Origin of the sequence: Cupriavidus sp. SK-3 (assembly GCF_000611145.1) — a bacterium.
Lineage (GTDB): Bacteria > Pseudomonadota > Gammaproteobacteria > Burkholderiales > Burkholderiaceae > Cupriavidus.
On record NZ_JFJV02000296.1, the window covers coordinates 40,232 to 64,560 of the forward strand.

At 63.6% G+C, this 24,329-nt stretch carries 18 protein-coding genes and 3 pseudogenes; 11 read left to right on the plus strand and 10 right to left on the minus strand.

Annotated elements, in window-relative coordinates; genetic code table 11:
- Window positions 1-196 precede the first annotated feature (196 nt).
- Entirely contained in the window at window positions 197-1,099 is a 903-nt protein-coding gene (locus CF70_RS33175) for a LysR substrate-binding domain-containing protein (RefSeq protein ID WP_200876851.1), read from the minus strand.
- A 136-nt stretch (window positions 1,100-1,235) separates the two neighbouring features.
- Here CF70_RS33175 and CF70_RS33180 point away from each other — a divergent pair, with 136 nt between their 5' ends.
- The 3 genes from CF70_RS33180 (at window position 1,236) to CF70_RS33190 (ending at window position 3,869) form a co-directional block, all read left to right on the plus strand.
- The gene (locus tag CF70_RS33180) at window positions 1,236-1,763 is read left to right on the plus strand and encodes a cysteine dioxygenase family protein (protein ID WP_051649381.1); all 528 of its coding nucleotides are present in this window, start codon (window positions 1,236-1,238) and stop codon (window positions 1,761-1,763) included.
- A gap of 38 nt (window positions 1,764-1,801) precedes the next feature.
- Window positions 1,802-2,812: a uroporphyrinogen decarboxylase family protein gene (locus tag CF70_RS33185; protein WP_035875881.1), complete on the plus strand. Its 1,011-nt coding sequence runs from the start codon at window positions 1,802-1,804 to the stop codon at window positions 2,810-2,812.
- Between the two features lie 73 nt (window positions 2,813-2,885).
- A complete protein-coding gene (locus tag CF70_RS33190) occupies window positions 2,886-3,869 on the plus strand; it encodes a Bug family tripartite tricarboxylate transporter substrate binding protein (RefSeq protein ID WP_035875884.1) in 984 nt (327 codons plus the stop codon).
- A gap of 177 nt (window positions 3,870-4,046) precedes the next feature.
- Here the strand turns inward: CF70_RS33190 and CF70_RS33195 are convergent, their stop codons facing one another.
- The 5 genes and pseudogenes from CF70_RS33195 to CF70_RS33215 form a co-directional block, all read right to left on the minus strand.
- Complete coding sequence (locus CF70_RS33195; RefSeq protein ID WP_035875888.1) at window positions 4,047-4,742, minus strand: DUF2076 domain-containing protein; 696 nt, start codon at window positions 4,740-4,742, stop codon at window positions 4,047-4,049.
- Between the two features lie 176 nt (window positions 4,743-4,918).
- Complete coding sequence (locus CF70_RS33200) at window positions 4,919-6,013, minus strand: porin (protein WP_035875891.1); 1,095 nt, start codon at window positions 6,011-6,013, stop codon at window positions 4,919-4,921.
- Between the two features lie 50 nt (window positions 6,014-6,063).
- Window positions 6,064-6,759, minus strand: coding sequence for a 4-carboxy-4-hydroxy-2-oxoadipate aldolase/oxaloacetate decarboxylase (gene ligK / locus CF70_RS33205; RefSeq protein WP_035875893.1), 696 nt, complete (start codon window positions 6,757-6,759; stop codon window positions 6,064-6,066).
- A 24-nt stretch (window positions 6,760-6,783) separates the two neighbouring features.
- Window positions 6,784-7,820, minus strand: a pseudogene (locus tag CF70_RS33210) (amidohydrolase family protein).
- Window positions 7,821-7,856: 36 nt separating this feature from the next.
- The gene (locus tag CF70_RS33215; protein ID WP_081862481.1) at window positions 7,857-8,996 is read right to left on the minus strand and encodes a 4-oxalomesaconate tautomerase; all 1,140 of its coding nucleotides are present in this window, start codon (window positions 8,994-8,996) and stop codon (window positions 7,857-7,859) included.
- Window positions 8,997-9,162: 166 nt separating this feature from the next.
- Here CF70_RS33215 and CF70_RS33220 point away from each other — a divergent pair, with 166 nt between their 5' ends.
- The 4 genes from CF70_RS33220 (at window position 9,163) to CF70_RS33235 (ending at window position 15,143) form a co-directional block, all read left to right on the plus strand.
- Complete coding sequence (locus CF70_RS33220; RefSeq protein WP_035875896.1) at window positions 9,163-10,374, plus strand: LysR family transcriptional regulator; 1,212 nt, start codon at window positions 9,163-9,165, stop codon at window positions 10,372-10,374.
- Window positions 10,375-10,577: 203 nt separating this feature from the next.
- Window positions 10,578-11,906 (plus strand): MFS transporter, encoded by a 1,329-nt coding sequence (locus CF70_RS33225; RefSeq protein ID WP_035875900.1) that lies wholly within the window; start codon window positions 10,578-10,580, stop codon window positions 11,904-11,906.
- Window positions 11,907-11,915: 9 nt separating this feature from the next.
- Window positions 11,916-13,262, plus strand: coding sequence for a gallate dioxygenase (locus CF70_RS33230; protein WP_035875903.1), 1,347 nt, complete (start codon window positions 11,916-11,918; stop codon window positions 13,260-13,262).
- A 123-nt stretch (window positions 13,263-13,385) separates the two neighbouring features.
- Window positions 13,386-15,143 carry a tannase/feruloyl esterase family alpha/beta hydrolase gene (locus CF70_RS33235; protein WP_081862482.1) on the plus strand — a complete coding sequence of 586 codons (1,758 nt, stop codon included), beginning with the start codon at window positions 13,386-13,388 and terminating at the stop codon, window positions 15,141-15,143.
- A 68-nt stretch (window positions 15,144-15,211) separates the two neighbouring features.
- Here the strand turns inward: CF70_RS33235 and CF70_RS33240 are convergent.
- Window positions 15,212-15,610, minus strand: a pseudogene (locus tag CF70_RS33240) (MFS transporter); the annotation flags it as partial.
- On the opposite strand from CF70_RS33240, the pseudogene CF70_RS35525 reads away from it, so the two are divergent.
- From CF70_RS35525 to CF70_RS33250, 3 genes and pseudogenes are all read left to right on the plus strand, one after another.
- Window positions 15,607-15,867: pseudogene (locus tag CF70_RS35525) on the plus strand (LysR substrate-binding domain-containing protein); the annotation flags it as partial. The pseudogenes CF70_RS33240 and CF70_RS35525 sit on opposite strands and share 4 nt — an antisense overlap.
- A gap of 587 nt (window positions 15,868-16,454) precedes the next feature.
- Complete coding sequence (locus CF70_RS33245) at window positions 16,455-17,696, plus strand: ABC transporter substrate-binding protein (RefSeq protein WP_035876100.1); 1,242 nt, start codon at window positions 16,455-16,457, stop codon at window positions 17,694-17,696.
- Entirely contained in the window at window positions 17,693-20,635 is a 2,943-nt protein-coding gene (locus CF70_RS33250) for a bifunctional diguanylate cyclase/phosphodiesterase (protein ID WP_035875910.1), read from the plus strand. The genes CF70_RS33245 and CF70_RS33250 overlap by 4 nt, the downstream gene beginning before the upstream one ends.
- Window positions 20,636-20,704: 69 nt before the next feature.
- Here CF70_RS33250 and CF70_RS33255 read toward each other — a convergent pair whose 3' ends face one another.
- From CF70_RS33255 to argC, 3 genes are all read right to left on the minus strand, one after another.
- Window positions 20,705-21,496 (minus strand): alpha/beta hydrolase, encoded by a 792-nt coding sequence (locus tag CF70_RS33255; RefSeq protein WP_152561984.1) that lies wholly within the window; start codon window positions 21,494-21,496, stop codon window positions 20,705-20,707.
- A gap of 128 nt (window positions 21,497-21,624) precedes the next feature.
- Window positions 21,625-21,837: a hypothetical protein gene (locus tag CF70_RS33260; RefSeq protein ID WP_035875916.1), complete on the minus strand. Its 213-nt coding sequence runs from the start codon at window positions 21,835-21,837 to the stop codon at window positions 21,625-21,627.
- A gap of 281 nt (window positions 21,838-22,118) precedes the next feature.
- Window positions 22,119-23,048, minus strand: a complete 930-nt coding sequence (gene argC, locus CF70_RS33265) for an N-acetyl-gamma-glutamyl-phosphate reductase (RefSeq protein WP_035875919.1) — start codon at window positions 23,046-23,048, stop codon at window positions 22,119-22,121.
- Between the two features lie 129 nt (window positions 23,049-23,177).
- Here argC and CF70_RS33270 point away from each other — a divergent pair, with 129 nt between their 5' ends.
- On the plus strand, window positions 23,178-24,062 hold the full coding sequence (locus CF70_RS33270; RefSeq protein ID WP_035875921.1) for a LysR family transcriptional regulator: 885 nt from the start codon (window positions 23,178-23,180) through the stop codon (window positions 24,060-24,062).
- Window positions 24,063-24,329 lie beyond the last annotated feature (267 nt).

Genomic DNA, 24,329 nt, shown 5'->3' on the forward strand with positions numbered 1-24,329 from the left:
TCTCCGGCGACATAGCTCGCGGAGGGGCCTGATCGAACGTTTTCCAGTGCGCACGAAACTGGAGAGCACGGTTCGCCACCTCGGCATTGAGGTTGACGGCGCTCCGGAGATGTCAGATCAAACTGAAGTCGCGGCGCCGGCCGCTACCAGTTCCAGCGCGCGCCCAAGTTACCCGCCATGTTGTGCGGCAGCGAGCTTATCCCCCCGGCGCGTCAGCCTGCTGGCCCAGTTGCCGCAGCAGGGCACCCACATAAACTGCGGACGCAGCCGCGTTTCGCCGCGTGCATAGCTTTAGTGGCCGCACCGCCCACTTCTCGCGCAGCGTCAACACACGCACGCCGTCACAGTTGATCGACTGCAGCACCGAGCGCGGCACCATCCCGATCCCAGCGCCCGAGCGCACCATTGCCACCACCGCCGCGAACCCGGATACCTGGATGCGTACGTCCATGTGATGTCCCAGAGCTGCGGCCTTGCCCACCATGAAGGTATGAATGGCCGCCCCGCTTTGCAGGCTGACGAAGGGGCGGCTCAGGCAGTCCAGGAACGCTACCGACTGGCGCGCGGCCAGCGGGTCACCCTCGGGCACCACCATGACGACTTCATCCTGACGGTACGGCAGGAACACAAGTTCGGGATGCTCGTCATCCCATGTGACCACGCCGACGTCGGCGCGCCCTTCGGCCACGGCGGCCACGATGTTGTGGCTGAGACGCTCGTCCAGGGAGATACGTACTTCCGGGTAGTCGCGCAGGAAGGTCTGCAGATCCCCTGGCAAGAACGAAGCGATCGCACTGCTGTTAGCAAAGATCGTGACCTGCGCCCGGACACCTTCGGCATAGGGAGCCAGGTTGGCGTGCATCTGCTCCAGCTCGGCAAGGCAGCGGCGGCAGTGCTCCAGCATGACCTGGCCAGCGCGTGTCAGCGACACGCCGCGTGCCTCCCGCACGAACAGCCGGGTGCCCAGCGCTTGCTCCAACTGCTTGATGCGCAGGCTGGCCGACGAGGGCGCCAGGAAGCATGTGGCGCCGCCTCGCGACACGTTGCCTGCGTCGGCCACTGCCACGAACAGTTTCAGGTCTATCAGGCTGTAGTGCATAAGGTTTCGTATTTTACAAAAGCTGTTTTCCAAACATCTCGTTTGTTCTGCATTTCACCCAGTGAAAGACTAAGCGCCTGCAATGCCTTATGTCATCGATTTTGTGAAAAACGAACTGTTACTGGGAAAAACCCCTATGTGCTTGGCTCTGGAAACCAACAATCTGACCGCGCTGACCCGCGCGATCGACGCCGCAATGGCATTGCCGCCGGATCGTTTGCCCGGCGCGGTGCAACACGCCTTGCAGGCATCTTTCGCCGACGGTAACTGGCTGACGCCGGCACAGCGCCAGCCGGACCCGCAGCGCTATGCGCGCCACGTGCTGCAGGCCGACGCGCAGGGACGCTATACGGTAGTGGCGCTGGTGTGGCAGGCCGGGCAGTTCAGCCCGGTGCACTCGCACCACACCTGGTGTGCGCTGACGGTGGTTCAGGGAGAGCTGCAAGAGCACTACTACGCCTGCGACCGCCAGAGCCTGCGCGCCACGCCGCTTCACTGGCAGCCGCGCGCCGTGGGCGCGGGCAGCAGCGGGACGGACGGCCTGGACCAGGTTCATCGGCTGGGCAACGCTGGCGCCGAAATGGCGATCTCCGTCCACGTGTACGGCGTGGAGGCCGCGCGCGTAGCCACCGGCGTAAACCGAGTCCTCGCGCTGGCCTCCTGAATCCGCTGGATTGCGCAAACATCGAAGCGAGCAAACACATGCAGACCATGAATCATTGGCAGCGCATTGAAGCCGCCCTGCTGGGCGAAGCCACCGACCGCACTCCCATCGCGTTGTGGCGCCACTTTCCGGAAGACGACCTGGACGTGGACAAACTTGTGCGGCACACACTGGAGTGGCAGCGGAAATGGGATTTTGACCTGGTCAAATTCATGCCGCCGGGCACATACGGCGTCGAAGACTGGGGCGCCGCCACGGCATACCAGGGCAGTGCCAACGGCGCGCGCGCGGTGGTGGCGCCACCGGTGCGAACCACGGAGGATTGGCTTCGGATTCGGCCGCTGGATGTGAGACAGGGCTCCTATGGCCGCCAGAACGAGGCGCTGCGCGCCGCCGCGCGGTCGCTGCGCGGCGCGGTGCCCATCCTGCAAACCGTGTTCAGCCCGCTAACCACGGCGCGCAAGTTGAGTACGGACAAGCTATTTGCCGACCTGCGCTGCGAGCCGGATGCGCTTGAGGCGGCGCTGCGGGTAATCACGGACACCACGATCCGGTTCGCTCTGGACTCGCTGGAGGCCGGCGCGCACGGCGTGTTCTTCGCGACGCAACTGGCGTCGAGCCGCATGCTGACGACCCAGGAATATGAGCGTTTCGGGCGCCGCTACGATCTGGAGGTGTTCGCGGCGTTGCGTGGCCAGGCGCAATTCAACATGCTGCACGCGCACGGCGACGACATCATGTTCGATCTCCTGGCGACGTATCCGGTCGAGATGTTCAATTGGCACGACCGCCTGACCAAGCCTGGCCTGGAGGCGGCGGCGGCGCGCTTCCCGCGCCTGCTGGTGGGTGGGTTGAACGAGCACGACACCTTGCTTCACGGAAGCGAACAGGAAATTGCGGATGAGGTGCGCAACGCCATATCGCAAACGGACGGCCGCCGCCTGATGGTGGGCCCGGGCTGCGTTCTCCCGGTTGCGACATCGGACTCGGCGATACGCGCCGTGGTCCGCGCCGCGCGCGCTCCCCAGGAGCAAGCGCTGTATGCTTGATGCCGCCGCGAGCCGGCACCAGCCAAGAATAGGGCAGCGCCTAATTGCCGCCTACAAAGATCAAGGAGATAACATGCGTCACGTCCTGGCCGGCCTGGCCGCTGCGGCGGCCCTGGTTCCCTGTCTGCAGTCCTCCGCGCTGGCGGCGGACTGGCCCGACCCGTCCAAGCCCGTGCAGATCATCGTGCCCGCGCCAGGCGGTGGCGGCACGGCCGACACCCTGGCCCGTGTGCTAGCCGAGCAATTGCACAAGCAACTGCACGCCACAGTCATCATCGAGAGCCGGGGCGGTGCCAACGGCAATATCGGGGTGGGGATGGCCGCCGGCGCCGTGCCGGATGGGTACAAGTTCCTGTTTTCGTGGGCGGGCACGCTGGCGGTAAATCCCAGCTTGTATGCCAGGCTGCCGTTCGATTCGCAAAAGAGCTTCGCGCCGGTGGCGCTGGTGGCCGATGTGCCCAATATCCTGGTGGTCAACAAGAGCCTGCCGGTCAAGAACCTGGCCGAGTTCATTGCGTATGCCAAGGCCAACCCGGACAAGCTGAACTACGGCTCCACGGGAAATGGCAGTTCCATGCACGTGGCCGGCGAACTCTTCATGCGCGAGACCGGCACCCGCCTGATCCACGTGCCATACAGTTCCCCCGGCCAGGCCACCACGAACCTCCTCGCTGACGATATCCAGGCCATGTTCCAACTGGTGCCTGGCATCCTCGGGCAGGTCAAGAGCGGCAAGGTGCGCGCGCTGGCCGTCATGTCGAACCAGCGTTCGCTCGCCCTGCCCGACGTACCGACCGCTGCCGAACTGGGCCAACCCAAGCTGATGTCCTCGACCTGGTTCGCGATGCTCGCGCCCCGCAACACGCCAGAGCCCATCGTGATGCGCATGAACGCGGCACTGAATGAAGTGCTGCGCGACCCGGAGGTGATCCGCAAATTTACCGAGATGGGGGCAACGCCGCTGGGCGGCACGCCGCAGCAACTGTCAGCGCACCTGGCGGGCGAACTCGTGAAGTGGCGAGCGGTGGTGAGCCAGGCGAGTATCAAGATTCAGTAGGGGCGCGCTCAGGCATCGACCAGCATCCCGGGCGCTGCCTTCTCGCGCCGCCCTGGCGTTGTACATCGGCAGGGACAGGACGCGATCGCGCTGGCTCAGCCAGGAATCGTCTGGCGTACCTGTCACCGCCCGGGGTGGAACCGTTACCCCGGGCGACGGGGTACGCCCCCGAATGCGCTAGACGTTGAAGGAGTCGTCATCCGTGAAGTCGTCATTGCCCAGCCCGTCATCCAGGAGGCCATTGTCCAGCGCAGCCCCGGGTTCCCCCAGCGGCGAGCGGTCTTCATTGCCGTAATAGTTGTTGACGACCGTCGTTTCGCTTGGCAGCGCACCTGCGGCTGGCTGTCCCAGGAAGCCGCTTGCGCCCCCGCCAGCGCTATTGCGATGGAACAGGTTCTCGATACCCTGGAACAGGAGCGCGCCTCCGGCTACGCCAGCAGCCGTGGTGGCAATGCCGCCCAGCGTGCTGCCCAGGCCGCCACTCAGAAAGCCGGGCCGAGGCGGCTGCGCGGGCGCAGCCTGGGGCGCTGCCGGCGGTACGGAGACAGGCGCGGCCGCGGCCTGCGGCGCGGCGGGACTTGCGGCAACGCGACCGGCACTATTGCCCCAGGCATTGTCCGCGTCGAGAAAGCGATTGGCGCCGCTGGCCTGCGCCATCTGCAACTGGCTCTGCAGCGTGGCGATCTGCGCCTTCGCTGACGCCAGTGCCTGGTCAAGCATCATGGCGCGCTGGACCAGCAGGTAGGCGGCATCCGGTTGCCGGGCGGCCGCTTCGGCGATGAGGGCATCGGCCTGGGGGTCTTTCATGCCGGCCCTGGCTTGGGTCAGCTGAGTCAGGAAAGCTTCCAGTGCTTGCATCTCTTGGGGGGTCATGGCACCTCCTACGCGGGTTGTTTTCGCGGGTTGTCTTGTGTGATGCCAGTTTAAGGGCAGAGACTTAAGCAAGACTTAAAGACATCAACATTGGTTTTGATGTGCCCGCCAGGTCTCGCCGCCATGACCCGCGCCCCGAGGGATGCCCCCGCGCCGGGCGGGGGGCACTCACCGCGTCAGAAGATGTGTTTGATGCCAACCATCGAGCCGAGCTGGTTGCCGCCCGGGGTGGGCGCCGTACCCGTCCCCGCACTGCTGACCGAAAGCGCGGATTGTCCGCCGTTGGCGATATAGCCGGCCGTTGCATACACCGAGGTCCGCCTGGAGAACGCATAACTGGCGCGCAGGGCACCCAGCCAAGCCTTGTCCGCGCTGTGCCGGTACTGCAGGTAATACACCTCTCCTGCGACATTCACGGTTGGCGTGACGTCGTACGCCACGCCGCCATAGAACAGGTTGCTGCGCGGCGCGGCCGCCGCCTCGTTCCGGCGGCCGACCCAGCCGAGGCCCGCCTTGGCGTTTGCAGCCAGCACATAGCCGCCCACGACGAGGCGGTCATCCTTCAACGTGCTGGAGGTCAGCCCGCCGAATGCACCGGGTCCGCCGCGCAGCGAGTCGTAGGCCGCGGCGACGGACCACCAGTTGGTCTCGTACTGAACGAGGGCGGACCACTCGCGGCAGGCACGGATATCCGCGGGATTCTCGCCGGCGCAGTTCGTTCCGGACGGGCTCGGCCCGGCGTTGACGCTGTCGCGGCCGAAGCTGTACGTTGCGCCCAGCGTCAATCCGCCGAACTTGCCTTTGTAGGCGACAGCGTTGTCGGCGCGGGCATTGGGGAAATAGCTGTCCAGTGAACCGGAGCCATAGGCGTTCGGCCCCAGGATGTCGGAGTCCAGCATTGCCCAAAACAGCATGGTGTACTGGCGGCCGAAGCTGATCTGGCCCCAGTTGTTGCTCAGTCCCACCCAGGCCTGGCGTCCGAACAGCCGTCCCCCCTGGTTGGCCGTCCCGCTGTCGGGCGCGAAGCCAGACTCCAGTGCAAAGTTCGCTTTCAAACCGCCGCCAAGGTCCTCGGTGCCACGCAGGCCCCAGCGAGACGGCACCGTGCCGCTCAGGTTCGGCATGCGCGTGACGCTGTTGCTGGCGGCGCCGATGTGATTCACGAACTCGACCCCGGTATCGACGACGCCGTACAGCGTGACGGACTGGGCCGATGCCAGTGCCGGCAGCGAACAAAGCAAAGCTAGCGCTAAGGGGCGCAGGTTCTTCATATTGACTCCTCGATTTTTGTTATCAGGGCCCGCGCTTGCGGGCGGTTGGCTCAATCCAGGTATTGCAGTCCGGCGCGGGCCAGGGCGTCGCGCAGGTTGTACATATCGAGTCCCAGTTCACCGGCGGCAAAGCGCTCCCGCTTCGCCGCTTCGTTCGCGGTGCGTGCTTCGGCCGCATCTGCCACCGCCATGGCGTCGCCTGCGGGTACCACCACCACGCCGTCATCGTCCGCGATCACCACGTCGCCCGGATTGACGAAGGCGCCCGCGCACACCACCGGCACGTTGACCGAGCCAAGCGTGGCGCGCGCGCAGCCTTTGGCGTGAACGGCGCGGCTGAAAACGGGGAAGCCCATCGCGGTCAGGTCCTTGACGTCGCGCACGCCCCCATCGATGACCAGGCCCCTGGCGCCGCGCGCCCGGTAAGACGTGGCCAGCAGATCACCGAAGAAGCCGTCCGTACTGTCCGCCGTGCAGGCGGCGACCACGACGTCGCCGGGCTGGATCATTTCGGCGGCGACGTGGAGCATCCAGTTGTCGCCGGGCTGCAGCAGCACCGTGACGGCCGGGCCGCAGGCGGCCGCGCCGGCGTACACCGGACGCATATACGGCTTCATCAGGCCAAGACGGCCCATGGCTTCGTGCACGGTCGCCACGCCGAAGCGGGACAGCCGCGCCACCGCATCCGGATGCGCCCGTTCGATCTGGCGCCGGACCACGCCAAGCTGGGTCTGGGAGGGATACATTGCAGTCTCCTTATCTTCTCAATGTCAAAGGCCGCGGGCCTTGAGCCGCGCGTCGAGGCGGGGATACACACGGCGGGCATTCCCCTCGAAGATCTTGTGCCGTTGCTCGGGCGTGAGCTGAGCCGCCTGGTCGACGTAGCGGCGCGTATCGTCATAGTGGTGGCCCGGGGGCGGGGCGGGGGCCCCCCCCCCCCCCCCGCGCCGATCATTTCGGACGCAAACAGGATGTTGTCGACGGGAATCACGCGCGTGAGCAGGTCGATGCCGGGCTGGTGATAGACGCACGTATCGAAGAAGATGTTGCCAAGCAGATGCTCCTCGAGTTCAGGGAGCTTGAGCTCCTGCGCCAGGCCGCGGAAGCGTCCCCAGTGATAAGGCACCGCGCCGCCGCCATGCGGGATCACGAATTTCAACGTGGGAAAGCGGCGGAACAGATCGCTGGTCAGGCATTGCATGAACGCCGTGGTATCGGCATTCAGGTAGTGCGCGCCAGTGGTGTGAAAGCAGGCATTGCAGCTCGTGCTGACGTGGATCATCGCCGGGACGTCATACGCTGCCAGCATCTCGTAAATGGGATACCAGTACGGGTCTGACAGCGGGGGCGATGCCCAGTGGCCGCCCGAGGGATCGGGATTCAGGTTCACGCCCACGAATCCGTAATCGACGATGCAACGCTCAAGTTCGGGGAGACAGGTGCGCGTGTCCACGCCCGGCGACTGCGGCAGCATGGCCGCGCCGACGAATTGATCCGGGAATAGTTGCGCGACCCGATAGCACAGCTCGTTGCACAAACTCGACCATGTGGCACTCGTCTCGGCGTTGCCGATGTGGTGCGCCATGAAGGAAGCGCGTGGCGAGAAGATGGTGAGATCGGAGCCGCGCTCCCGCATCAGCCGCAGCTGATTGGAAGAAATGGCTTCGACCAGTTCATCGTCGCTGATTTGCAGGTCTGACGCAGCGGGGCCGAGGCTGGGCGAGCCGAGGTTGGCGATCTGCTGCTTGCGCCAGTCTTCCAGCGCCTTCGGCGCGGTGGTGAAGTGTCCGTGGCAATCGATGATCATAGCGGCGTGTGCCTGGCGCGTACCAGGCGTGTGGGTTCAGTTTGCAGGCCATGCGGCGGCGGGGATCATGACCTCGCCGCGCATGATGGGTCGGGCGGTGCGCAACAGCGCGCTGCGCAGGATGGTGTTCGGCCGCGTGGGATCGGTTTCCAGCTCGACGGTGAACTCGCCGGTGGGGTGTTCAACGCTGATGGCACGGACCGGGCCATCGCCGGGGATCTCGGCAATGCCTTGCGCCACGGTATGGGGAAGGACGCAGGCGGTGCCCACCGTCACGGCCGCCAGCACGCCGATGGCCTCATGGCAGACGTGCGGAATGAAGCAGCGGGTAGTGAGGCTGCCGCCGGCACGCGGCGGGGCGATCAGGCACATCTTGGGATAGCTCTTTGCGGTAACGTCGCCCAGTCCCATTCGATGTCCTGCTTCCAGTCGCAAGGCCTCCAGCGTTGCCTTCAGCGGTGCGTCTTCGTCCAGGGTTTGCACGCTCTCATAGCCGGTGCGCCCCAGATCGCTGGCGCGCAGCAGGACCATCGGCATGCCGTTGTCGATGAGCGTGGCATCCACCGTCATCGTCTGGCCGGTGGCAGCCACGCCGGCCGTCAGCCGGTCCAGCGCGCTGCCGGTGGGAAGCAGGGCAGGGCAGACGGATCCCGCCGTATCGAGGAAATCGATCACGATAGGCGCGGCCATGCCGGGCACGCCATCGATGCGCGCTTCGCCCGCGTAGCGAGGCTTGCCTCCGGGCGTCTGCATGGTGATGTCGCACACCATGCCCGTATTCCGGGTGAGCACCCGGGCGCGGGTGACATCGCCGCGCGGCTTGAGCAGGCCGCACTCCAGCGCGAATGGCAGCACGGCGGCCAGCATGTTGCCGCAGTTGGGTGTGGTGTCCACCGTATCGGTATCAGGCTGAAGCTGGGCGAAGAGAAACTCGAGATCCGATTCGCCCGGCACGCCTTGCCCCACGATGCCGACCTTGCTGGTCAGCGGATGCGCACCACCCAGGCCGTCGATCTGCCGCGGGTCCGGCGAGCCCATCGCCGCCAGCAGGATGCGGTCCCGGGCAGCGCTCTGCGCCGGCAGGTCCCTGGCGAGAAAGAAGGGGCCGCGAGACGTGCCGCCGCGCATCAGGATGCACGGTACCGGCATGAGATCCGAAGCGATGAAGTCATTCATGGAACAAGATCCGCGTACGTCGATGAGTGGCGAGTATTGGCGCTAAGCCTTTGCGGTGGGTTGCCTTCTGACCCGGCCAGTGTTCCAATATTCTTATTGGCTTGGCGAAACGCAGGCGCAAATCAGACGCTGATCAGACGCAAATCAGACGCAACTCAGGCACCAGATGGATCTCTCCCCGATCAGCTTGCATCACCTCTATGTGTTTGCCGGCGTGGCTGCCGCAGGCGGCGTGCGGCGCGCGACCGAGACGCTGCACCGGGCCTCGTCAGCCATCGCGCGATCGGTGTCCGCGCTGGAGAGCAGCCTGGAGGTGGAGCTCTTCGAGCGCAAAGGGCGCGGCATGCTCCTCACGCGCGCCGGAGAAGAAGTGCTGCTCCGCGTCCAGCAGATCGACATCATCCTGAAAGAGGTCCGCGAAGAAGCATTGCGGCTGCGCAGCCGCAATGGCGGCGCGGTTGCCAGCCTCGAATCGCTGTACAACGAGCGCCGGCTGGAGGTGGCCACCATGCTGGCCGAGGCGCACCACATGCCAAGCGTGGGCGCGGTGCTCGGCGTTTCGCAATCCGCCGTCAGCCAGGCGGTGGCGCGGCTGGAAGAGATACTGGGGCAGCCTTTGTTCCTGCGGACTGCGCGCGGCATGATTCCAACCGACGTGGGCGACCGCTGGATGGTGCGGTTTGAGCGCGTGCTGGCGGAACTGCGCCATATCAAGGCCGACGTGGCCGCGCTGAGCGGGGTGCTGGAGGGCGTGGTCACGGTCGGCGCCTTGCCGCTCGGCCGCACGCAACTGCTGCCGGCCGCCATTGCCGCGCTCCATGCGCGCCACCCGCGCCTGCGCTTTCGCTCGCTCGAGAGTCCTTATGAGGAACTGACCGCGGGGCTGCTCAGCGGGCGCATCGACCTGATCCTTGGCGCGTTGCGGCCGGGTTACGCGCAGGGTCTGGCGATGGAGCCGCTGTTCGAGGACCGGATGGCCCTGATTGCCAGCGCCGGGCATCCGCTGGCGTCCAGACGGCGGCTCACCCTGCGCGATGTCGAGGCCTACCCGTGGGTGCTCTCCCGTGCCCGTTCACCGCTGCGCGAGGCGCTGGACGGCTACTTTGCGCAACAGGGGCGGCCCTTGCCGCAGCCCCTTGTGGAAACCGGAGACCTGGCCCTGCTGCGCGGCCTGCTGTTGCGTGGCGACATGATCACCGCCTTGTCCGCCCACCAGCTCCACTATGAGATTGAGCAAGGATCGCTCTGCGTGCTCGATCTCCCCATACCCGGCGCGAGCCGTCCCATCGGCATCACGACCCGGGCAGGCGCCCGGCTCTCGCCAGGTGCCGATGCGCTCCTCGCCGAGCTTCGCGCCTGCAGCGCGGCCTGGCGCTGACGTCCTGGCCAAGGCGCGAGCCATTCGGGCGCCGATAAGCAGATGGCAACGCCGCGCCAGCCGAAAGCAATACATGCCGACCGCTCCAATCGTAGACTAGCCTCGCCATGAACGTTGCGCTGGGGTGCACGTACAGCATGGCGATGATGGCGATTAGTCAGATGAACGATAAGGACCCGCGTTCGGGTTCACCAGGAGACGGCATGACCGCACGGCCCCGGCTCGATATCCGAGCCCACATCAATGATCGAAAAATGTCGAGCTACCAGTGGCTGCTGCTCGGCTTATGCTTCCTGATCGTCGCCACCGACGGCATGGATGTCGCCATCATGGGCTTCCTTGCCCCTGACATTACACGTGAGTGGGGCATCTCCCGGGCCAGCTTCGGCATCGTGATGAGCGCCGCGCCGCTCGGACTCGCCATCGGCGCGCTGCTGGTGGGCCCGCTGTCCGACCGGTTCGGCCGCAAGAAGCTGCTGATCGGCTCCATCGCCCTGTTCGGTTCGTTCAACCTGCTCAGCGCGTTTTCCGACAGCATTGTGACGCTGTCGCTGCTGCGCTTCCTGACCGGCCTTGGCCTGGGCGCGGCAATGCCCAGCACCACCACGCTGCTTTCCGAGTACGTGCCGGAACGCTCCCGCAGCACGCTGCTGGCTGCCATGTTCACCGGCTTCAACCTGGGCTCCGCACTGGTAGGCTTTGGCGCCGCCGCGCTGTTGCCGCATTTTGGCTGGCGCACGGTGCTGATGGTGGGCGGCGCACTTCCGCTTATCTGCCTGCCGGTCTACATGCTGCTGATTCCGGAATCCGTGCGCTTCATGGTCGTGCGCAAAGCGGCCCCGGAAAAGATCGCCCGGACCCTGCGCCGCGTGTGCGGCGGCAAATTCCCGGACAACGCCGAATTCACCATCAGCGAGCCGCCGGTGCCCACCTCGCAGCCCGTGCGCACCCTCTTGTCGCAAGGCTACCGCGGGATCACACTGTCCCTCTGGCTCACCTATTTCATGGGCTTGCTGGTGATCTACCTGCTCAGCGGCTGGCTGCCGACCCTGATCAAGGACGCAGGGCTGCCGATCGAACGCGCCGCCAACCTGACTGCGCTCTTCCAGCTTGGCGGAACGGTGGGAGCACTCGTGGTCGGGTTCTACATGGACCGCCGCGCCGCCAACAAGGTCATCGCGCTAGCCTACGTCTGCGGCGCCGCATGGATTCTGCTGCTGGCTTCAGGCAATGTGGGCTCCACGCTGTTTGCCTTCTATGTGCTGATGGCGGGCTTCTGCATGAGCGGTGCGCAGACGGGACTGAACGCGTTCGCCCCCTCGTGCTATCCCACCCCGGTCCGCGCCACCGGCGTGAGCTGGATGCTGGGCATCGGCCGCTTCGGCAGCATTACCGGGTCCATGGCTGGCGGCGTGCTGCTCAGCATGGGATGGGGCTTCAGCGCGGTCATCGCCATCCTTGCCATTCCCGCGACCATGGCCGCCATATCGATCATTTCCACCAAGGTGCAGCAACGCGCCGCACTCGCCTGAGTCCTTACCATGGCCACTATCATCGGCGCCATCGCGTCATCCCACACGCCCACCATCGGCTTCGCGCTCGATGCGGGCAAGCAGCAGGATCCCGCCTGGGCTCCCATCTTTGCCGCGTATGCGCCGGTCAGCGAATGGTTGGCCAAAGCCAGGCCGGATGTCCTTGTCATGGTCTACAACGACCACGTGACCTCCTTCTTCTTCGATCACTACTCGGCATTCGCGCTGGGGATCGGCGAGTCCTATGCGGCGGCCGATGAAGGCGGCGGCCCGCGCTCGCTGCCCGCCATCGGAGGCCATGTCGGCCTGTCCCGGCACATCGGCGCATCGCTGATGGCGGACGAGTTCGACATGTCCTTCTTCCAGGACAAGGCGCTCGACCACGGCTGCTTCTCGCCCTTGTCGGTTCTGCTGCCGCACAGCGATGGCTGGCCGCTCAAGATCGTTCCGCTGCAAGTCGGCGTCCTCCAGTTCCCGGCCCCGTCGGCACGTCGCTGCTACAAGCTGGGGCAGGGGCTGCGCCGCGCGATCGAGAGCTACCCGGAAGACCTGCGCGTGGCCATCGTGGCAACCGGCGGGCTGTCGCACCAGGTGCACGGCGAACGCGCCGGATTCAACAACACCGCGTGGGATCATCGCTTCCTCGATCTGCTCGAATCCGATCCCGAGGCACTGCTGGAACTGACGCACGCCGACTATGCAAAGCTGGGCGGCTTCGAGAGCGCCGAGGTGGTGATGTGGATGGTCATGCGCGGCGCCATGTCGAGCGGCATCCGCCGCATCCACCGCGACTATTACCTGCCATCCATGACCGGCATCGCGGTCGCTGTCTACGAGAACGAAGCGTGCACGGATCCCGACCGCCTTGCTGCGCGTGCGGAGCGCCAGCGCGAGCATATCGGGCATCAGTTGCGTGGCATCGAAGCGCTTGAAGGCACCTATCCCTTCACGCTGGAAACGAGCGTGCGGGCCTATCGCATCAACCGCTACCTGCATCAACTGGTGCAGCCGGCGTTCCGCGCGCGCTTCCTGGCCGATCCTGCCGCCACGTATGACGAAGCCGGCCTTACCGCGCAGGAACGGGAGATGATCACCAGGCATGACTGGCGCGGGATGATTCACTACGGCGTGATCTTCTTCCTGCTGGAGAAGCTCGGCGCCGTCACCGGTGTCTCGAACCTCCATATCTACGCCGCCATGCGGGGCGAGTCGCTGGCGGATTTCCAGAAGACCCGCAACGCGCCCGGCGCGCTGTACTCGGTAAGCGGTTCGGCCGCCAAAGCCGGTCAGGGCGCCGCCTGGCAAAACCCGGTGGAACAACCAGATACGGCGGCGTCCGCCGCCAAGCCAGACTAAAGCGGCAGAGCCAGCCGCTCCCTTCCAGCGTTCCCTTCGTTTTGACCCCCGCCGTGCGTTCCTCGCACGGTGAGGCCCGCTGTTGCCTAAACATTGCCCACAAGAAAAGAAGGAGACCAGTCAATGCGAGCTTCGAGACCCAACCTTGTCCCGCTTCAGGCGCTTCAGGCGCTTCAGGTGCTGAGCGCCGCTGTTCTCGCCGCCTCACTTGCGGCTTGCGGCGGCAGTGATGACGCCACCACCACTACCACTACCGCCCAGGCACCCGCCCTGACCCCAACCCCCGCAACAGCCAGTGCCGCCGACCAGTGCAGCGCCCTGGCCAACAAATCGATTGCCGCAGGCGATATCGGCATCGCCACCAGCGGCGCCATCATTCAGTCCGCGCAGTTGATGTCGACCGCGGCCAACGGCGAATACTGCAAGGTGCTCGGCGCCATCCGTCCGGTGGATGTCACCGCGCCCGACATTAACTTCCAGGTCAACCTGCCAAGCACCTGGAACAACAAGGCACTGCAGATGGGCGGCGGCGGCCTCGACGGCACCGTGGTCACCGGCGACGGCGCGTTCACGAGCCAGCCCGCCAGCGTGGCCAACGCGCTCAAGCAAGGCTACGTCACCTACGGCAGCGATAGCGGGCACGACGCATCCGGCGGCGGCGCCTTCGCGCTCAACAACGAAGCGCTCGCCAATTTCGGCAGGCTGCAGATCAAGAAGACGCACGACGCGGTCAAGGCCATCGTCAAGGCACGCTACGGATCGCTGCCCACGCACAGCTACTTCATCGGCGGCTCGCAGGGCGGGCACGAAGCCCTGATCGCCGCGCAGTTCTACCCCGAAGACTACGACGGCATCGTCTCCGGTTTCCCCGCCTACAACGTCACCATGATGCACGTGGCCAGCAACGACTTCGCCAAGGCGCTCTACGCCAACGGCGGCGCCGGCTGGATCAACGCGGCCAAGATGAAGCTCATCTTCAACGCCGCCATGAGCGCCTGCGACACGCTCGACGGCGTCGCCGACGGCATCGTCGGCAACCCCAACGGCGCTGCCTGCACCGCGCTCACCAGCAAGCTCGCTGTGGCCGACGCCACCAATCCGCTGCGCTGCGCCGGCGGCACGGACGCAGGCGACACCTGTCTGTCAGATGCGCAGATCGCAACCGTGGCCCACCTCAACTCCCGCTTCAGCCTCGGCTTCCCCATCGCAGCCGGCATCAGCAGTTACGGCAAGTGGCCGATCCTGGACGGCACCGCATTCGTCACCGAAGGCCTCGGCACCAAGGCCGCCTACAGCACGCCCCCCAGCGGTGACGCATTCCAGTACACCATCTCCGACACCACGGTGCGCTACATCATCACCAAGAACCTCTCGATCGACTCCATCCAGGGCTTCCAGCCCAGCGCCTGGCAGAACCGCATTGTCGAGGTCAGCGAGATGCTCGATGCCAGCTACGTCGACCTCGACGCGTTCCGCGCCAAGGGCGGCAAGATGCTGATGTTCCACGGCACCAACGACTCATCCATCACGCCGTACAACTCCATCGACTACTACACCCGGCTGGTCACTCGCTACACCCAAACCACGGCAGACACGTTCTCGCGCTTCTACCTGATTCCCGGCTTTGGTCACGGCAGCGGGCAGTTCCAGAGCCGGGTCGACTGGCTGGCGGCATTGGATACGTGGGTGGCGAACGGAACAGCGCCGGAGAAGCTGGTGGCCACGGACGGCAACTCGGACGCCACGACCACGGCCACCAACGGCCGTACGCGACCGGTTTGCCTGTATGGCACTTATCCGAAGTACACCGGGCCGGCCAGCCCGACGCAGGCGCAGCAGAACGATGCGGCTAACTTTACTTGTACGGTGACAGCCAGTTAAGAGGGGAGGGACCGGCCCATGCAATGTGGGCCGGGGTGGCTTCCCCTGCATCTAATACTGCGCGTCGATCAAGTGGTCTGCGCCGCTTCCGCGCGTGATGTGAGATAAGTCAGGAAGACCGCGATCAGCAACAGGGCTACGCTCGCTTCGAAGGTGCTTTGGTAGCCGCTGCTGTCGAACAGCAAGCCCCCCACGGTAGAGCCTGTGGCAATGGCAAGCTGGACAACGGCCACCATCAGCCCGCCGCCGATCTCGGCGTTCTTCGGAAATGTCCTGGCCACCCAGCCCCACCATCCTACGGGCGCCGCGGTGGCAACCAGCCCTCAAAAAACCAGGAGTGCAACGACGGCTGTCGTCCAGCCTCCAAAGGTGATCAATGCCACGGCGATGGCAGCCATCAAGACCGGTATGGCAATCAGCGTCGGGTAGAAGCGCCGCTTGAGTACCGTGCCGATGAGCGTGGCCCCAGGTGAATGCGGCGCTGGCCGGGCTGGGTATCACCCTGCTGCCCGAAGATGAACTCATGCAGCATATCGAAGCAGGCCGGCTAGTGCGCGTGCTGGAGGACTGGTGCCCGAAGTTCGAGGGCTACCACTTGTACTACCCCAGCAGGCGCCAGCCCTCGCCGGCGTTTTCGCTGGTGGTGCAAACGCTGCGCATCGCTGGCCCTGGTGCGACAAGTGGGACAAGTGGGACAAGTGGGACAAGTAGGACAAGGCATTGAGCAATCGGCAATCCACCGGTTGAATCGCCGGTCAGGCGCGCTCATTCGGCTATCATGCTGACTCCGGCCATACCGGCAACTACGCGTCATCGCGGGGCAATTCGGGTTTGCCCGGGTAAAGTATTCGCGCTTGTTGTCGATATGCAGTGCAGGCACCACCCCGTTCAATTCGCCTAACCCGACGTCATGGCCAAACATACGCATCGCAGCCGTCGCAAGCGTTTCCTGATGCGGGTTGGCTGTGCATCCATGCTGTGTTTGCAAGCACCGTTTTGCAGGGAATCCGTTGCCGATTACAGGGTTGGCGATGATAGACCGGCCAACGCTGGAGGCCGTGGCATTCCCGGCTCCGTTGCAACCTCAGTTGCAACCTCCATTGCAACTGATAGCGGCATAGACCGCCGCACAGACGCCACCATGCCTCGCCATCGGTTCTTGCGCGATGCAAGCGCCGACGGTTCGCTTCCCGGTCCGTCAAAAGTGCCCGCTGAAGCACGGCCAATCCATCCCGGAATCGAAACGTGAACCACCAGGCGCGACGCATTGCGTTTTCCTCGCTGCTAGCTGGCCTGGTCAGCCTCGTTTTATTGGTCCTATGCGGTTGTCAACAGCGAGACAGCGCTTCGTCGGGTGCAGCCGTGCCGGCCAGGACCTCCATTACAGCATTGATATGGGCGCCAGACTGGCCGGAGGAGATGCTCCGGATTGCTGCTGAATTCAGCAAACTCAATCCAGACGTCCGTGTGAATGTGCAGTTCATGGTCGGCAATTCGGTCGAAGAGAATATCAAGCCCCGGATTGCTTCTGGCAACTTGCCGGATCTGGTGAGTGTCAACCCGAACGCCTATGCGGCTGAATTGGCCGATCAGGGCGTCCTGGCAGACGTGAGCGCGACATCGGCATGGAGCAACATGCTCGGCCCTCTCAAGGGTGACTGGACCAGTCGCCAATCCAGGCGTTTTGGCATTTCCGGTGGAGTGGCTACAACGCTGATCTATTACAACAAGACACTGTTCGCGAAGGCTGGGGTCAACGAACTGCCAACCAATTTCCAAGAGTTCCTGATGGTTTGCGAGCAGCTCAAGCTTGCGGGCTTCACACCCATCATGTGGAACGGCGGCTTCCCGAACATGCTCGGCAACGGCCCCTTCAGCTTCGGCTTTGGCAACAATGTGGTGGCGCGCGAGCCAGACTGGAAGCAGAGAATCGGTGATGGCACGCTGGACCTGAACACGCCTCAGGTAGCAGATATCTTTGCCAGGATTGCGCTGATGCCGCAACGTGGTTACGTACAAGACGCCTTCATGGCGACGGATTACGATGAAGGCATACGGCTGTTCAAGGAAGGCAAGGTTGCGATGGCTTTTCACGGCAGTTGGGCAGCCGGCCCTTTGCTGCACGGCAACCCCTTCGAGGTTGGCGTGTTTATTCCGCCCTGGAACGCGCCGGGCAAGCGGGTGGTGCCTGTGATCGGCAGCGAAACCGGGTTTGCGGTGTGTGAGACGCCCAACAAGGCCGCAGCCATGCGTTTTCTCGAATTCATTGCCGGGAAGGGGTTCTCCATTCTCCAGAGAAAACGCCAGAATATCCCCCCATTCAAGCAAGGCGCGGGAACGCTCGTGAGCGATCAGAAAATTGTCGACTACACAAACATGGTCAGTCGCTATCCGGTGACCGCCAGCCCCTACTATTCAGTTCTACCCTCCAACTCAATCGAGCAGCTTCATCGATTGATGCAGGAAGTGCTGGTCAGGAAGATCACGCCCGGACAGGCAGCCAGGCTCCTCGACGAGTCTGTCAAGAATGAAGCAAAGATGCACTACCGATGAGCTCAATCATAGGTTCGCTGCGAAGCGCTTTCGCATATCTCTCGCTGGACCTGCTGCGCCGTGTCGAAATTCGCTACCGGCTGATGACTGCGTTCATCCTGCTGTCGCTGATACCGATACTGATTTCAGGCTACATATCGTATGTGGAGTCGACCGCCGCGATCAAGGAGAAGGCGGAGGTATTCTCCAAAGAGATGGTCAAGCAGGTATCCAAGAACATCTCGTTGCGGATGGAGCAGATCGAGACGGAAAGCGGCCTTCTTGTGCTCTCCGATCGCGTTCAAGGCGCGCTGACAAGCGTTGTGGATGGCAGTGCAAAGGAGCAGAGCGAGGCGCGCCAGGATATGACCCGCCTGCTCCTGCAGCACTACGGATCGGTTGACTTCATCAACCAGAAGTATCTGCTCGACAAGAACAACCGGATCCTGGACACCCAGGTGTTCGCGCAGCTGAGCCGGGGTGTGCTGCGTCTGGTCAGGCAGGCTCCCGATCGCAATGGCCGGCCTTACTGGGGCAGTTACGACAACGGCGTCGGGCAACAAAATCTCGGGATGGTGCGTGCCATCATCGGCAAGAGCAGCAATCGGCAGATTGGCAATCTGGTTCTGGTCATTGACCCCGAGCATTTTTCGACAATTTTTGATGACGTCGCCCTGGGGAGTGGAGCGGAAATCTACGTTCTCGATGCCGGCAACAACAAAGTGGTTGTCCGCGCCGACGGCATTTCCGCGAACACCGAGGGGATGGCCGAGCCTGACCTGATCAAAAAAATCGGGCACAACGAGCTACACGGGGAGCCGAGTGGCTTCGTCGACTTCGAGGGCAAGCGCGACGGGCGCTACCTTGCCGCGTACGCGGCAATTCCCGGCACGACATGGTTTGTCGTGAGCACAATCCCCGAAAGGAAGTTGACGGCAGAGGCACAGTCCGTGCGCAATCAGATCGTACTGGTTGGCATCTCGGGGTTCCTGCTTTCGATCTTCCTGGCCTACTTCATTTCCCACAGCATTTCGGCACCGCTCAATGAGCTGGTGCGAAAGATGCACGATACCGGCAACGATGCGGGCGCCGAAGCGGAGGCGCATGCGCGCACTGATGCCGGCGGCAAGGATGAACTTGGCCGGCTCGCGCAGCGTTTTGAAAGAATGAGTGGGGCGATCAGCCAGAAGATCCAGAAGATCAACGAGATCAACGCCTCCCTTGAGCAGACCGTCGTCGAGCGAACAGCGGAACTCGTCTCCAGGGAGCAGGAGTCGCGAACGTTGATTGAGAACTCGCCGGACACGATTACCCGCTACGACCGGAACCTCCGCCGCACTTACGCCAATCCCGCCTTCTGTGCCTCGGCAGGGTGCACCCTGGGCGAATCGCTCGGCAAGCGGCCTTCGGAGGTTCCCGGCGGCGCTAACGCGCTGATCTACGAGGAGAAAATAGCCGACACCATTTCAAGCGGGAGAAGTGGGCAATTCGAGCTGAGATGGCTCAGCAAGGATGGACGGGAACACTGCACCCATATCCGCCTGACGCCAGAGATTGACCGGTCGGGCAAGGTGAACTCGGTGCTGGCCGTGGGTCGTGATTTATCGGACCGGATGGCATTCGAGGCGACAATCTGGAAGCAGGCCAATTTCGATGCGCTGACCCATCTTCCGAATCGCCAGATGTTTCACAGCCGTCTCGAGCAGGAAGCCGGCATGGCGCATCGCTCCCGGCAGCGTATGGCCTTGATGCTGATCGACCTGGATCGCTTCAAAGAGGTCAATGACTCCCTGGGACACGACACAGGAGACATCCTGCTGATCGAGGCCGCCAGGCGCATCATCTCGTGCGTGCGGGAATCGGACATCGTCGCTCGCCTTGGCGGTGACGAATTCACCGTCATTCTGCCCAACATGGACGATACCGAACGCATTGAACGGATCGCAAAGGCCATCATCCACAAGCTGGCCGAGCCCTTCAAGCTCGGCGCGGATGAGACCTTCATTTCCGCCAGCGTGGGCGTCACACTTTATCCCGACGACACCAGCGAGCTGGATGTCCTTTTCAAAAATGCAGACCAGGCCATGTATGCGGCCAAAAATGCCGGGCGCAACCGTTTCAGCTACTTCACGCCCGACTTGCGTGTAGCGGCGGAAAAGCGCCAGCGTCTCACGAGCGATCTACGTGCCGCCCTGCCTGGCGGACAGTTCCAGGTTTACTATCAGCCTATCGTCGACCTGGAGACCGGGGAAATCTACAAAGCCGAGGCACTGATCCGCTGGCTGCACCCCGAACGCGGCACGATCAATCCGCAGGATTTCATTCCATTGGCCGAAGACACGGGGCTCATCGTTCCGATCGGGGATTGGGTGTTCAAGCAGGCCGTGCACCAGGCCCGTCAATGGCGCGGCCGATTCCATCCGTCTTTCCAGATCAGTGTCAACATGTCACCGATGCAGATCCGGCAAGACGGACTGGTTTGCAATCAATGGTCCGACTATCTCGTTCGGGAAGGGATGCCGGGGCAGAGCGTTGTCGTTGAAATCACCGAGGGCCTGTTACTGGACGCCGAACTGAATGAGAAGTTGCTGATCTTCCGTGATGTGGGAATCGGGATATCGATCGACGACTTCGGCACTGGTTACTCGTCACTGGCCTATCTCAAGCGCTTCGACATCGATTACCTCAAGATCGACCGCTCGTTCGTACATAACCTCGGCTTTGATGGCGACAATCAGGCGCTTTGCGAGGCAATGGTCATGCTGGCTCACAAACTGGGATTAAAAGTCATTGCCGAGGGCGTGGAGACGACAGAGCAACGCGATTTTCTCATTGCCGTGGGTTGTGATTTTGCCCAGGGATTCTTGTATTCCGAACCGGTTCCGCCTGAGCAGTTCGAGGTGTTGGTGTGGCCGAATATCGAGGAAGGGTCTGGCAGTCCGGCCTGCGCCACGCTTTAGTGACTGAAGGTGTCAGCCCGTGCCGAACATGCAACATTTGGGTTTTTGCCGGGCAGGGGGGCGGCGGATTCAATCCGAACGCACGAGCAAGAAGCGAAGGGCATCGCGCCACCAGGCATCGTCTACATGCTCGAACCAATCGTTGTGCTCGGCACCGGGCACTACACGCAATTGTTTCGGCGCTACCAGCCCCTTATGCAGTGCGACGCCAAATTGCGCCGGGACGATGCTGTCGCGCTCGGCAACCACCACCAAAACGGGCCGGGTGAACGACGCCAGGTTGGCCGCGCTGTCGTAGCGATCCCGCAGCAGCCACGACACCGGCAGCCAGGGATAGTGGTAGCCGGCAACATGTTGCAGCGTGTCCCATGGCGTGATCAGCATCAGGCCTGCTGTCTTGTCCCGCTGGCGCGCGCTGGCCGCCGCCGCAACGCCGGCCCCCAGCGATTCGCCGATCACCAGCAGCGGTGCGCCATATTGGCGATAGGCCTGTGCGATGACCTGCTCTGCGTCGTTCACGAGGCTGACCTCGCCCAACGGTCCCGGGCGCGGTCCGTAGCCCGGATACTCGGCGAGAATGACGCGTACGCCCTGGGGCGCCAGAGCCGCGGCGTACGCTCTGCGGTGACCGGCATGTCCGGCATTGCCGTGGAACACGATCGCAGTGGCACGCACTGGCGCAGTGGGTTCTGCGAGCAAGCCCTTGAAGTCCTGCGAAGACGGCCATGCCCTCAGGCCGCCAGCAACCAGTTCCGGCAACTCAGCCTTTGCGGGGAAATACAGGAACTGATCCTGCAGGGCTGCAAGGGCAGGGGATGGCAGGAGACTCCAGAGCCATAGTGCAAGCCCGGCGGCCTTCATCGCCATGCGCATTGCTGTGGTTTGGATCTGCCGTCCGGGACCGTCCCATTCCCTGCCGATGGCGTCGCTGGGCTGGTGAACTGACGGCCGCATTGGGACGTTCATCGGCATCTGGGCATCCCTTCCTATCAAGCGGCGCCGTCAACATGCGGTTGGTGCTGCGGCGCCATCGGATTCCGCACGGATTCGTAGTGACTGAACGGGATCGTGTAGTTGCCGTGACCGTCCGTGATGTTGTTCAGGCGCGACCGGTCGTCGTGCGTGTCGAGCGGATCGAAATCGCACATCGTGCTGCGGCGCTCGGCCAGCGAGGTCTTGCCGCACCCTGCGTGCCGCAGCATGCCGACTGTACGAATTGCATCGGGACTATAAAGCATGGTCGCCCTCATCCGGCAACGGCAGTTAGACCATTATTGGCGATATAGGGCGGGAACGCCATGTGGGGTGATGGCCGACCTTTGGGGCGGGCCGGTGACGCATGTAAGCCATGCGGGGCACTGAAAGGGGGGCAAGCAGGAGCTTCTTTGCCAGTGCACCGCACAACGATCGTTTCGTCCCTGCAATTGAACCGGCGATGCCTTCATGACGGCATCGCCGCGGTGTTAGCTCAAGCCATCGGCCACTATTGCTGCGTGAGCATCAGGTTCAGGTTCTGAACCGCTGCGCCGGATGCGCCTTTGCCAAGGTTGTCGAAAACCGCGGACAGCAGGACGTGCCCGTGTTCCAGGTTAGGAAATACGCTCAAGCGCATGTCGTTCGTACCGTTCAGCACTTGCGGATCCAGGTGCTTTAGGGCGCGCGACTCGTGCAGCGGCAAGACACGTACGTGGGCCGCCTCGGCATAGTGGCGTGCGAGGCATGCGTGTAACGTGGCGCCATCCACGTCGGGTGCCAGCAGCCGCAACTCCAAGGGCACCGTCAGCACGATACCCTGGCGGAACGCGCCATACGCAGGGACGAAGATGGGACGCTGCGCGAGCCCGGCGTGCTGCTGGATCTCAGGAGTGTGCTTGTGCACGAGTTCCAGGCCATATACCTGGAATGAAGGCGCGTTGACGGCGCCCTGCCCCTCATGTTCCTCCACGCCGGCACGCCCGCGTCCGGAGTACCCGGACACCGCATGAATGCTGATAGGGTAGTTGCCTGGTATGAGTCCAGCCTGCACCAAGGGACGCAGCAAGCCAATTGCACCGGTCGGATAGCAACCGGGATTGGTGACCCGACGTGCGTTCGCAATGCGCTCAGCCTGTCCCAGCGCCATTTCCGGAAAGCCGTATGTCCAGTCCGGCTGTGTGCGGTGGGCGGAGCTTGCGTCGATGACTCTGACGGCAGGATTAACAATGGCGTCCACTGCCTCGCGCGCGGCGGCATCAGGCAAACAGAGGATGGCGATGTCGCAGGCGTTGATGGCTTCTGCGCGCCGCCGCGGATCTTTGCGTTCGGCAGCGGCAAGCGTGAACAGTCTAAGGTCGGTCCGGTTGCGCAGCCGTTCGTGGATTTGCAACCCGGTGGTGCCTTGGTCGCCATCGATGAAAACAACGGGAGAGCTCATACGTGGAATACTCCGGTGACTGTGGGTTGTAACGGGTGGAAAGAGCCCCTATGTTCCATGGAGCGCTAGAATAGAGAAAGTTGTATTTCATAACGTGAATATTCAGTTTTCCTGAATCTGGACGCCGACATGCGAGAGATCAGCCTGGACCGCTTGCGCACTCTGGTCGCCATTACCGACCGTGGCTCATTTGCCGATGCGGCGCGTGCATTGCACCTGGCGCCGCCAACGGTCAGCCTCCACATCGCTGAACTCGAAGACCGCATTGGGGCTCCACTCCTGTCACGGAAGCGCGGACATGTAAGGCCGTCGGCGATAGGAGAGGTGCTGGTGGAGCGCGCGCGTCGCCTGCTGGCCGATGCGGAGCAGGCGTTAGACGATATTCAACGCCAGGTGCAGGGGCTCGAAGGGCGCGCGCGGCTCGGTGCGTCGACTGGCGTGATCGCGCACCTGTTGCCGCAAGCGCTTGAGGTGCTGCGCCAGCACCATCCCGCTATCGACATTCAGATTGCAGTACTCACGTCGCATGAAACGCTGTCCCGACTGGCGGATGGAACGCTGGATGTCGGGCTGGTCGCACTGCCTCAGCCCCCGGTGGCTGGACTCGTGATAAAGCCTTGGCGCCGCGACCCCGTGATGGCCTTTGTGCCGGCGCATTGGCGGTGTCCGGCCCGCGTCACGCCTGAATGGCTCGCCGCCCAACCTCTCATTCTCAATGACGCGACCACGCGTCTCTCGCGCCTGACTGCGGAGTGGTTCGCGGCTGGGGGGCAGCATCCTGCGCCGCGCATTCAGCTCAACTACAACGACGCGATCAAGAGCCTGGTAGCGGCAGGTTACGGCGCAGCGCTGTTGCCCCATGAGGCCACTACGCCATTACCCGACAAGCGCATTGTCATGCGTCCGCTGCGCCCGGCGTTGTGGCGTCGGCTCGGCATTGCACATCGTGCGGGATACGTAGAGCGTTCCACGCAACACGTACTTGATGTGTTGTGGGATCTGCGATTGGCGTAGGAGTTGCCATTTTCCGCTTCGGTTCGTTCTCGCTGGGACAGTAGCCCTATTGCACGCCACCCCGATCGATTGCCTGGTCGAGCGTCCACACCGGGCGGGTTGCGTCGAGTTGCGAGGCAATCCTTGGACCAGACTCCGGAGCAGCATGACAGCACGTCCTTTGCCCCCAATGCCAGGGAGCGCTCCGGACGGTCGCAGGGGGAAAGCCACTACCAATTCCAATGGAGCGCAACCGCTTTCTCGACAAGCGCGTCCGCCCTCGTTGCA